This window comes from Apibacter adventoris (assembly GCF_002964965.1).
Taxonomy (GTDB): domain Bacteria; phylum Bacteroidota; class Bacteroidia; order Flavobacteriales; family Weeksellaceae; genus Apibacter; species Apibacter adventoris.
Map to the genome: position 1 here is coordinate 1 of NZ_PSZN01000008.1, position 12,001 is coordinate 12,001.

The window sequence follows — 12,001 nt, forward strand, 5'->3', positions numbered from 1 at the left end:
GAGAAAAACCCTCTTTTTCAAATTAATCCACCCCAAAATAAATCCTCTTATTTTGCAAAATACGGAGGAACAAAAGAAGACTTATACGGAGATTCCCACTTAGTATCAGTTCAAATAAAGATCAATGGAGTTGATTTTTTCACTCAAACAAATATCCAATTAGAAATCAGGCAAAAAATCAATGACCTGCACGAATTTACCCTTATTTGTGACCCCGACGAATTCGGAGAGAATCATACCACTTACCTTTTACAAAACTCCAGAGAATATTTAGGAAAAAGGATTAGTTTCCAATTCCGACAGTTCGGGAAAACCACCTCTATTTTTACCGGAATCATTACCCAACTTTCCATGCCTAAAAAAGAAGGAATTCGCCAGATTGTTTTTCGGGGGACTTCTCCTTCCATTCTTATGGAAAACGGGCTCCATTGCCGCAGTTTTGAAAACCAGACCTTTGAGGAAATTATTAAAGAAGTAATTAAAGACTATCCGCAAAATGTTATAAGCTTTCATATTAATCCTAATTACAATGAAAGGCTGAATTATATAGTACAATACAACAGCACCGATTTTCAGTTTTTACAGCAGCTAAGTAAAAGGTTTGGAGAATATTTTTACTACAATGGAGAACAGTTTTGTTTCTCTGCCTGGGGAGGTAAAATTATTGAGTTAATGGAAGGAGAAGATGTTTACGATTATGAAATTAAGATGGAAGTGCAGCCCCAGAATTTTTCCTATACGGTCTATGATGCCAAACAAGGAACAGACTATTTGCTAGATTCCAAAACCCAAAGCATACAATCCTCTAACAACCCTTTTCAGCAATTTGCCTACAATGCATCCAAAAACCTATATAATGTATCTCCTACGGCCCATTACGATCAGAGCTTATTGCTTAACGGCTCGTTGGATATGCAACGATCATTGGAAAGAGATATGAAGAAAAGGCAGAATTTAGTCTATGTGGAAGCTACCAGTAATAATCCTTGCTTACGTGTCGGTGATGTGGTTAAGATGATGGCTTGGATTCCGGGGCATGAAATATTCAAAAACGGACGGGTACCCATAGAATCGTATAAGATTACCGAGATCGTCCACACCTTTGCAGACGGAGAAGGGTATACCAATACCTTTGTCGGAGTACCTAAAGACTTACCGGTTCCTCCATACTATAACGAGGTTGAAGCTCCCAAAGCCCAGATACAACATGCCACTGTAAAGGACAACCGAGACCCCCTGAAAATGGGAAGGGTAAGGGTGCAGTTTGCCTGGCAAAGGAGGGCTAACAGCCAGACTCCTTGGGTACAGGTAATACAGCCCCATTCCGGAGGAGGCAAAGGGACTTATTTCAACCCTGAGATCGGAGAAACCGTATTGTGTGCGTTTCAGGGAGGAAATGCCGAAGCTCCTATTGTGTTGGGAACGGCTTATAATGGTGGAGAGATTGCAGAATATTACACCCAGGGAAACGATATTAAAGTCATACAGACCCGTAGTGGGACCAAGATTGTTTTTAATGATGCACAGGAACAGGGTTCTATACTTATAGAAGACCCCAGCGGAAATAAAATGTTTATGGACGGACAGGGTAATATAAAAACCTATGCACCTAAAGACATGGAAATAACCACCGGAGAAAATTTGAATATACATGTAGGGAATAACCTGCATTTCACGGTAGGAAACCAGGCTACTTTGGATATAATGCAAAAGATGCTGGTAAACACTCCGTTTATGCAGCAACTGGTAAGTAATTATTATCATACCCAGGCAGGAAAAGCATTAATAAACTCTGAAAACCAGATTAAAATTGAAAGTCCTGAGACCTTTGTACAAGGAGGTCAACGATTAATGCTCCATTCAGACGAGTTGGCTACGTTGAATTCCCGAGGTATTGCCGAATTAAAAGGTGAAACTAAAAATTCCTTGAGTAATATAAGTAATGACTATGAACCAAAACAATTTAAAATTGAAGCTAAATGTATAGTACAGTTTCGTCCTCATAATAATTGGAGTGGAGAATTTGGTTTTGATTGGGTCAGAACAGGAGATACAGGTAGAAACCCTGGAGATACTAAAGCATATAAAGATATAATAGGAAAAAATAAAGATGCCTCAGGTAATATTTCCAATAATAATTATGGAAATAATATAGTTGCTGATGCAAATGAATATACCAAATTATTAAAGCAATACAAAGTATTGGCTGTGCCTTTCACTAAAGATTTTTATATAGTTCCTTGGCTTTCTTTGTTTAAGGATAAAACAGCAAAATTAAGTTTAAAACTTCATATAGAAGAACCACCTAAAAAATTAGATTTTAAATACGATAAAAGGCTGTTTCAGTTAAATAAAACCGAAATAGTAACTAAAACTAGAGGTAAACATACATTGCCAGATTATTTAACAATAAAATGTATAAAAACATTTAATGTCGATCAGTTTATTGATGTATATGCTGATGAGAAACTTGCAGGAAGGTTAAAAGTGCATAAAAATGGAAAGTTAGACAGAAAAAAGGTTGATATTGTTTTGGCTCCGGTTAAAACAAAAGTAACGAGTATGGGAGAAGAAGGTAATATTACAGGAGAAGAAGCTAAACTAAAAAAATATTTAAGCCAGGCCTTGATTATGCCTAATGTGATAGTAGATAATAGTATTGATCTCTCTACAGATACTTTTTTTATAAAAAATTTTATAAAGGGAGGAAATATTGTTTATACAAGAGATATAAAAGGTAGGGGAAAACTGCATAGCTATATGATCAGTAATTACAGTCTGATGGCAAAATATTCTGGAGCCTTTATTATCTATATTTTTGACCTGCCTTGCCCGGGAACTGGAGGAGAAGCATTTGATATCCCTTCCAACAATGCCCTGGTTTTCGATTATAAGAGACGTAAATCAACTTGTTTGGTACATGAATTTTTACATGGTATGGGATTATATCATACTTTTGATAATGATAGCACGTTTACTTTTCCAAGGAATATTACGGAAAATATTGAAGATTATACCGCTACCCGCTATGCTACCTGGAAATGGCAGTGGGATATTATAAGAAAAAATTCATTAATGAAAAAAGAATAATCCATGAATAAAATACTATTATTGTTTTCAGCCTCCTTACTTATAAGTTCCTGTCAAGGACAGGAAAGAAAGAATAGATTGTTAGAAACTACAGCAAAACAACCAATACCTAAAAAAGACACCATTATGGAAAGATTTAATATAGATGAATTTAATAAACATCAAAAAAATGGAAGTTGGTTATTTACAAAGAATAATCAAGAATATTTTGTGAGAAAAGTAAAAGATGAGTATTGGATGGAAATTTCAAGAAAAGATAATCCTTTCATTTTAAAATGTAATTATTATTTAAATGGGAATATAAAGATAAGAGGTCTAATATTTCATGGTAATGCCTTTACTAAAGGAATTGTAGTTGATTATGATGAACGAGGAAATATAATTAAACAGACTGATTACGATGCTCCCTATAAAGATTTTCCTTGGGAAAAAGTAAAGCTTTGGTTGGAAAACCGAAAAGTAAATTTATTGGATCCTTTTACACGGGTATGGAGAGAAAATGAAAATAACCATCCTATTTGGTATTTGAGTTGGGATACTAAAGAATTTGATAAATATGGAAATCAAATAATACAAGATATAGAGCTGGATGGAAGAACTGGAAAGTTACTTAAAGAAACTACCCATACCTTTGGGGAATATATACCGGAAGAATATAAAAACGATTTGGATAAGAAAGAAGATAAAAAGACATCCGGAGTTTACAAAACCTATGAAGGGAAGGATTATACCCGAGAAGAATGGGAAGAGTTTGAGCAAAAACAATTTGAAGCCTATGCACGTAAACATAATATTTCCATAGCCAAAAATGATAAGAAAGATACCAAAGGGTTTACTTCCCGTTTTTTACTAGATGAATAAGAATATTTTATATATGAATAATATTCTAAACAAAAAAAATATCTATAAGTTGTTAGTATTTTTTTCTATTAGTGGGGGTCTCTATTCTTGTCAAGGACAGGAAATAAAAAAAAGTAAACCCAATAAAAAAGTCCCCCCCATGATAGAAAAATTTGATTTCGATGATTATAATAAAAGGATGAAAGATAATCCATTAGGTAATTCATATTTAAAAAAAGACGGTACTAAAGTGTTTATAAATGGGATAGTTGGAGAACCATCTTTATATGAATATTTACCAACTCCTTCTTTTTTAACTGTTTATAAAAAATACTATGCTAATGGAAATTTAAAGTTAAAAGAGACCTATATAGGAGAAAACGTAAAAATAGGAATTTCACAGTATTACGATGAAAAAGGAAATTTAATTAAAGAGGTAAATGAAGATAAGAAATTCGGAAAAATAAAGCCCCAACAAGTACTGGAATTCTTACAGGAAAAAGGCTATATTAACCTAAAAACCGGAAAAGGTAGAGTTGATGAAGATGGCCTACCTGTTTTTGAATTAGATTTTTATGAAGAAAAAGGTAGGAAAATTTGGTATATCACTATAAGAAAAGGTAAGCCTAATAATGATCCATCCAATTTTCCAGATAAAGGAGAACCTTCCGCCTATATTCCTATAATTTATGTAATGGATGGAGAAACTGGAAAAGTAAAAATAGAGGGAGCAGAGGATAAAAAGACCTCCGGTGTTTACAAAACCTATGAAGGGAAGGATTATACCCGAGAAGAATGGGAAGAGTTTGAGCAAAAACAATTTGAAGCCTATGCCCGTAAACATAATATTTCTATAGCCAAAAATGATAAGAAAGATACCCATGGGTTTACTTCCCGTTTTTTACTAGATGAATAAGATTATTTTATATATATGAATAATATTCTAAACAAAAAAAATATCTATAAGCTGTTAGTGTTTTTTTCTATTAGCGGGGTTATTTTTTCCTGTCAAGGACAGGAAAGAAAAACAACTGTAAATTCCAAAAATAATGTTATAATAGAAACTTTAAATATTAAAGAGTTTGAAAAAGAAGCTTTAAAATATCCAATTACAAATACAGAATATTCTTATGAATTAAAAAAAAATTTTGAAAATGGGTCTTCATATAAAATTACGGGGAGTATTTATGAAAATGGTTTTGTAAAATATGAAACACCTCCTTTGCCTAATTTTTATATTATATATAAAGAATTTTATGCTAATGGAAATTTAAAGTTAAAAGAGACCTATATAGGAGAACATGTAAAAGTAGGCATTTCCCAATATTACGATGAAAAAGGAAATTTAATTAAAGAGGTAAATGAAGATAAGAAATTCGGAAAAATAAAGCCCCAACAGGTACTGGAATTTTTACAGGAAAAAGGCTATATTAACCTAAAAACCGGAAAAGGTAGAGTAGATGAAGATGGACGAGCCGTTTTTAAATTATATTTTGGAGAGCAAAATAAAGAAAAATACTGGATCATATCCATAGTTAAAGGAATTCCCAATACCGACCCAAAAAACTTTCCGGAATTTGGAGAACCTCCTGCTTTTATACCGTTAAACTATGTAATGGATGGAGAAACCGGAAAAGTAAAAATAGATGGAGCAAAGGATAAAAAGACCTCCGGTGTTTACAAAACCTATGAAGGGAAGGATTATACCCGAGAAGAATGGGAAGAGTTTGAGCAAAAACAATTTGAAACCTATGCCCGTAAACATAATATTTCCATAGCCAAAAATGATAAGAAAGATACCCATGGGTTTACTTCCCGTTTTATATGAGAGGAATAAATACATTATAAAAATGCCACAAAAAATTACAGAAAAAGCCAAATTACAATGCAATCAAGGAACTGCACTAACTCAATTGAAAGTAACCAGCCAGAATTTTTTCTTTATTGAAAATAAACCTATTGCTACCGAAAAAGATAAACAAGGTAATATTAATATAAAGGCTTTTGGTTTGTGTAAACTAAAACCGATACCCGGTGGATTTCTTCCCTGTGTACCTTCGCCTATTTCTTGGAAACAAACAACAAAAAAAGACAAACTAAATGACTATAAAATATTATTAGATACCTCAATTTGTCATTGTGCTATTGGGGGAACTATTAAAGTTATAGATAAAGGTCATTCGGAAAATCATGAAGAAGAATAGATAGTTTATGAATATAATATGATTACAATTATATTCAAGTATCATCTAAAACAGCTCATTTAATAGGGTGAAAAACATCAACCGGAGAATGCCTCACAAGATATTTAGATCCTATTGAATTTAATTATTAGAGGAAGCGGTAATAGAGAAAATTCTAGTTATCTACATTTTTAGAGTTTTTCTATTAACTCATTTTTCTGGATTATTCTTCTACAAAGTTTTTTTTATATAATAAAGATCTACTTTTTTTGAAAACATATTATCTAATACTATACTATTTTAATTTAAATAAAAATGTTAATTTTAATTAGTTAGGATCTTCATTTATTTAAAACCTCAACAGCCTTTTCAATAAAAGGGTCTTTTCCTTGTTTGATCCCTTCAATTGTATAATCTATGTAAATATCTGGTTGTACTCCTTTGGTGAAAAATTGGGAACCATCAGGATTTTTTACTTTCATTCCTGTAAAGGTCATAAAAAAATTATCTGCTAATTTAATTCTATTAACGTTACCATTAGCTCCTGCTGTGGAATGTCCCAAAATAGTAACAAACTTATTTTCCTTTAAATAGGATGTCACGGATTCTGCATAGCTAATACACCTTTCATCAACTAATAAAACTATTTTAGCTAGCAAACTATCGGTCAATTTATAGAGCCATCTTCCTCCTTTCCATTCTACCCCTCTAAGTTCTGGTTCTTTAATAAGTGGTTTGAAAAATACATCATTAAAAAATTTATTAGGAAAAAAATTAGTGAGCATTTCACGTACTCCTTTATTAGGGTATCCTCTTAGATCTAAAATAATTTTATGAAAGGATTTTATTTTATCGTATTGTTGATAGAATTGATATTTAGTTATTTTATCTAAATTAAGATATAGTATATTACTGTTTAGTTCCTTAAACATTATAGTATCTTCTCTAGAATAAAAATTCTGATTTTTTTGATATAAGTACTCCCTGGAAAGTTCAATCTTTTTTCCATCGTTGAATAATAATGTTATTTTAGATCCTTTAGATCCTTTAAGTCCCTCTTGTAAAGCAGCCCATTGCCTCCATTGTTTTGAGCCTGAAATGTATTGGCCTGTACTATCCATATAGTTTTTAACAGTTTGCCCATTTATCTTTTGTATAATATCTCCTTTTTCTATACCTGTTACACTATTCATTATTTTATTTACAACTAATTGGTTCTCAATCCACTTCCATGAAACTGGTAAAGCATAATCATCTAAATCTTTTATTTTAGAATTTGAAATTTTAATATGTCCATCCTGAAAAACTGCGGTAAATTTTTTCAAAGTTAATAAATGATCATTTTCTGTTTTATTTGAATATGCCTCCTTTAATCCGCTCTCTAAAATTTTATTCCAATTTATTTCTATTTCTTTTTGATAAGGATAAAAATGACGAAAAATATTCCAGATAATAATAATATTGACTAAACTGATATTCCTATCAAAATCTGTTAAGTATACTTTATTTATTTTTTTAACCATCTGATTAAAATGTTGACTATCTTTGACAGGCAGTGTGTGATTTCCATTAGTATAAACTATAATAGGAATGGTAAGTGTTATATTATTAGATAGATTTAATGTATAATATGGATTCATATTAACTGGTCCTCTTTTTAAAGAATTTAGCGTATCTTTATTAAATCGACTACTGAAGTAGGTTTTTATTCCTTTGTAAGGAATACTTCCTAATCCTAATCCGTTATGTATCCAATATACAGGATATAAATGTAAAGTATTCCAATGATATTTTTTTCCTTTAAAGGAAAGGGAAGGAGCAATAGGTATAAAGAGTTCTTTGAGTTTCTTTTCAAATTCTTGTTGATTTTTTGTTTTTAATATTTCTTCTACTCCATAAGCACCAAAAGCATTCCAATCCAATTCAGCAGCTTCATCAGAGGGATGAAAATACCGAACTATTCCATATAATTTAGCAAAGTCTTTTAATTTTTGCAATTCAAAAGAGGTTTGCGAATAGGAAAATAGGCTAAATAATAGGAAAAATATAAATAAATATGTATTTTTCATCATTATAGATATGGATAATAGGATAAAAATTGTTTCTTAACAGAATGTTATTATTTTTAATTGTTGATATAATAATTATTTAAACATAAAAATAAGGAAATTAAATTAACTTATTTTTATGTTTAATTATTATCCTTGATTACATAAAACTATCTCCATATATAGGGTTATAAGTTATTCAAAGAAATTATTATCCTAAAATTACCTTTAAATATTATTATAATAGCTTGTATTCTCATATGATTGGATAGAGATGTTAACGACGATAATTTTTTAACTCAATTTGATAAACATAGAAGAACAAAATTTATTTCAATCAAAGATAAAATATTTGAACTTTATTTATCTATAGTATTAATATAAAAAAGTTTTGAGATAAAATAACCACAAATTTTATATATTTTTATAAAAATTGAAGTTAATAATTCTATCTCATATTTTTAGGAAAACAAAAAAAGGTCATAGACTTTTAAATCTATAACCTTTTTTCAATTTAGCTCCTCCTGCTGGGCTCGAACCAGCGACCCTCTGATTAACAGTCAGATGCTCTAACCAACTGAGCTAAGGAGGATTTTGCGAGTGCAAATCTATAAGATTTTTTTTATATCACAAAATTTTTAATGAAATTTATTTATTTATCATACTCTGTATAATATTCCAAATATCATTTCCAAAGACTAATATCATGATTGCTAGGAGTATAAAGATCCCTACCATTTGAACTTTTTCCATAGCTTTATCACTTAACTTTTGTCCGGTTATCATTTCCACAATCGTAAACAAAGCATGTCCGCCATCTAACCCGGGAATAGGTAAAAGGTTTAAAAAAGCCAGCCAAACAGAAAACATAGCGGTAAAGTTCCAGAATTTCACCCAATCCCATTCAGGAGAAAAAGCCTGGTATAATCGTAACGGACCGCTTACTTGTTTATAAGCTTCTGTCTTAGGGTTAATAATTAATTTAAATTGCTTTATTTGAATAACCAACATTTCCCAGGACAAGGCAGGAGCTCTTTTTAAAGCATCAAAAAATCCATATTTCTTATAGGTAGTCGCATTTTTAAGAGACGTTATTATATCTGTAGAAAATCCTAATATAGCACTATCAGGAACATAAATTTTTTGAGTTATAGCATGGCTGTTTCGTTTCAAATTAATTGTAATAGTATCTTTTTTATATTTAGGAAGTTCATTTTTAAATTCATCAAAAAATGGAGTAGGTTTATTATTTATACCTGTGATTATATCTCCTTTTTGAAGAATTTTATAAGCAACACTATTAGGTAATACAGAGTCTACACGGGTAATGATTCTTGGAGAAATAAATCCTTTACCTTCACTAGTAAGTACATGTTTTTTTTCTTCCGGCAAAAGATTAAAATTCAATATCTTTCCGTCTCGTTGCACTGTAACATTATCTCCAAATAAAATATATATAGGAAGATAATTAAAAGAAGATATTGTTTTACCATCAACTTTTAATATGTTATCTCCATCTTTAAAACCCAATTTTTTACCTACCTCTGAAAACGAATATCCATTGGGTAATTTTTGTGTATCAACAGTACTTTCACCAACAGTCATTAAGATACCGGCATATATAATAATAGCTAAAATGATATTAACAATAATTCCAGCAAGCATAATAATAAGTCTTTGCCAGGCAGGTTTAGACCTGAATTCCCAGGGTTGAGGTGGTTTTTTCATTTGTTCAGTATCCATACTCTCATCAATCATTCCAGCAATTTTAACATAGCCTCCCAACGGAAGCCATCCTATACCATACTCGGTATCACCAATTTTCTTTTTATAAAGAGAAAACCAAGGATCAAAAAATAGATAAAACTTTTCAACTTTGGTTTTAAAAAATTTTGCTGCAAAAAAATGCCCGGCTTCATGGAATACAATAAGTATAGAAAGACATAATAATAGTTGAGCAATCTGAATAAATAAATGCATATTTTATTGTTATTAAGTAAACATGTAAGCTGCAAAAATAACAAATTTTATTAAAAGGATTTTTTATTCATTGAAATAAAATTTTTTTTATCTTTAACAAGATATATTAAAATTCATTAAACCTATGAGATCAATAGTTGTTCCGGTTGATTTTTCTGAATCTACCGCATATATTATAGAAGAAGCTATTTACTATGCAAAAGCAGTTCATAGTAAAGTATATTTATTGCATGTTGCAAGTTTAGATTTAGGGTTTGTAATAGGAGATATTGGATTTCAGTACTTACCAGAATTGGAAGAAGCAGGAATGAAAGAAGAAACAGATGAATTACTTAAATATGAAAAAAAAGTAAAAGAGGCAGGTGTAGAAGTTGAAATTATTGTAAAACAAGGGGCTCCGTCCGAAATTATTTTAAAAGAGGCAAAAGCAAAGGAAACAGATCTGATTATAATGGGATCTCATGGCAGGGGAGTTTTTATGGAAGCTATATTAGGAAGTGTATCTAAAGATGTAATAAAAAAGGCAAAAGTTCCGGTATTAATAATTCCACCTAAAAAATATGTAAATCACAAATAAATGTTACAAATAATATTAATTCCTAAAATATCAGTTTTAAAATTGATTCAATATGGTTATATTTGCCCCTTAGAAATAACATATGAACGAAATTAAAATACTTGATAAAACATTTACTCCGTTTGTAACTTCTGAAGAAATAAATCATGCAATTCAAAGAATGAGTAACACACTTTATGAAGAATATAAAGAAGAAACCCCTGTTTTTGTTGGAGTACTTAATGGGGTAATTATGTTTTTTAGTGATTTGTTGAGACATTATAAAGGAAATTGTGAAATAGGTTTTCTTCAATTATCTTCATACCATGGTGGTGTTAAGAGTTCTGGTAGAGTAGATTTAGTTACAGATATTGGCATTAATATAACTAATAGGCATGTAATTATATTAGAAGATATTATAGATACAGGAAACACTTTAGAATATTTATATAAATTATTGGAAACCAAACCAGTAAAAAGTATTAAAATTGCTACTTTATTTTTTAAACCGGAAGAATATAAGAAAGAATTAAATATTGATTTGATTGGTATGAATATACCCAGTAAGTTTGTAGTAGGATACGGTTTAGATTATGAAGGACTAGGTAGGAATTTAGAAGGTCTCTACCAATTACAAGAATAAATGAACAAAACTAAAATAAATGATTATTATTGTATTATTTGGCCCTCCGGGGAGCGGTAAAGGAACACAAGCTCAAATTTTAGCACAAAGATTTCACTTGATGCACATATCCACAGGGGATTTGTTCAGGTATAACATGAAAAACAATACTCCATTGGGATTAGAGGCAAAATCTTATATAGAAAAAGGAAAATTAGTACCTGATGAGTTAACTACAGAAATGCTAAAAGATGAATTGCAAAGAAATTCAGATCAAAAAGGATTTATTTTAGACGGATATCCAAGGACAACCAGTCAAGCTGAAGCTTTAGATCATTTATTGCAAGAATTATATAACTCAGATGTAGATAAAACTTTAGCCTTACATGTAGAAGATGAGGCATTAGTAAAAAGAATACTAAAACGAAGTATAGATAGTGGAAGATCTGATGATGGAGATGAAAATATAATAAGAAATAGAATTAAAGAATATTATGAAAAAACAGAAATAGTTTCAGAATATTATAAAAACCAAAATAAATTAGTTGAAGTAAAAGGAGAAGGAAATATAGAAGAAATCACTCAGGCTTTATCTCATGAATTGGAAGAAATTTTGCAATCCAAGGATTAAAAAGAAAGTCCGGTATTGTATAATAAAATAAATTTAAAAATATAATAAATT

Annotated in this window: 10 protein-coding genes and 1 tRNA gene; 8 read left to right on the forward strand and 3 right to left on the reverse strand. The window is 30.5% G+C overall.

Going from position 1 to position 12,001, the window contains the following annotated elements; genetic code table 11:
• The 5 genes from C4S76_RS04655 to C4S76_RS04675 all read left to right on the forward strand — a co-directional run.
• Positions 1–3,090, forward strand: a 3,090-nt coding sequence (locus C4S76_RS04655; RefSeq protein WP_105193146.1) for a type VI secretion system Vgr family protein, incomplete at its 5' end; no start/stop codon positions are given.
• 3 nt (positions 3,091–3,093) lie between these two features.
• Entirely contained in the window at positions 3,094–3,951 is an 858-nt protein-coding gene (locus tag C4S76_RS04660) for a hypothetical protein (RefSeq protein WP_105193148.1), read from the forward strand.
• Between the two features lie 49 nt (positions 3,952–4,000).
• Positions 4,001–4,846 (forward strand): hypothetical protein, encoded by an 846-nt coding sequence (locus C4S76_RS04665; protein WP_146105683.1) that lies wholly within the window; start codon positions 4,001–4,003, stop codon positions 4,844–4,846.
• 57 nt (positions 4,847–4,903) lie between these two features.
• Positions 4,904–5,758, forward strand: coding sequence for a hypothetical protein (locus tag C4S76_RS04670; RefSeq protein ID WP_181044060.1), 855 nt, complete (start codon positions 4,904–4,906; stop codon positions 5,756–5,758).
• Between the two features lie 22 nt (positions 5,759–5,780).
• On the forward strand, positions 5,781–6,134 hold the full coding sequence (locus tag C4S76_RS04675) for a DUF4280 domain-containing protein (RefSeq protein ID WP_105193154.1): 354 nt from the start codon (positions 5,781–5,783) through the stop codon (positions 6,132–6,134).
• Between the two features lie 320 nt (positions 6,135–6,454).
• Here the strand turns inward: C4S76_RS04675 and C4S76_RS04680 are convergent, their stop codons facing one another.
• The 3 genes from C4S76_RS04680 to rseP form a co-directional block, all read right to left on the reverse strand.
• On the reverse strand, positions 6,455–8,185 hold the full coding sequence (locus C4S76_RS04680) for a S41 family peptidase (protein ID WP_105193156.1): 1,731 nt from the start codon (positions 8,183–8,185) through the stop codon (positions 6,455–6,457).
• A 494-nt stretch (positions 8,186–8,679) separates the two neighbouring features.
• Positions 8,680–8,753, reverse strand: a tRNA-Asn gene (locus C4S76_RS04685).
• A 56-nt stretch (positions 8,754–8,809) separates the two neighbouring features.
• The gene (gene rseP / locus C4S76_RS04690; protein ID WP_105193158.1) at positions 8,810–10,141 is read right to left on the reverse strand and encodes an RIP metalloprotease RseP; all 1,332 of its coding nucleotides are present in this window, start codon (positions 10,139–10,141) and stop codon (positions 8,810–8,812) included.
• Between the two features lie 124 nt (positions 10,142–10,265).
• On the opposite strand from rseP, the gene C4S76_RS04695 reads away from it, so the two are divergent.
• The 3 genes from C4S76_RS04695 to C4S76_RS04705 all read left to right on the forward strand — a co-directional run bounded on the left by C4S76_RS04695 (position 10,266) and on the right by C4S76_RS04705 (position 11,950).
• Complete coding sequence (locus C4S76_RS04695) at positions 10,266–10,718, forward strand: universal stress protein (RefSeq protein WP_105193160.1); 453 nt, start codon at positions 10,266–10,268, stop codon at positions 10,716–10,718.
• An 82-nt stretch (positions 10,719–10,800) separates the two neighbouring features.
• Positions 10,801–11,340 (forward strand): hypoxanthine phosphoribosyltransferase, encoded by a 540-nt coding sequence (hpt, locus tag C4S76_RS04700; RefSeq protein WP_105193162.1) that lies wholly within the window; start codon positions 10,801–10,803, stop codon positions 11,338–11,340.
• A 19-nt stretch (positions 11,341–11,359) separates the two neighbouring features.
• On the forward strand, positions 11,360–11,950 hold the full coding sequence (locus tag C4S76_RS04705; protein WP_105193164.1) for an adenylate kinase: 591 nt from the start codon (positions 11,360–11,362) through the stop codon (positions 11,948–11,950).
• The last annotated feature ends 51 nt before the right edge of the window (positions 11,951–12,001 follow it).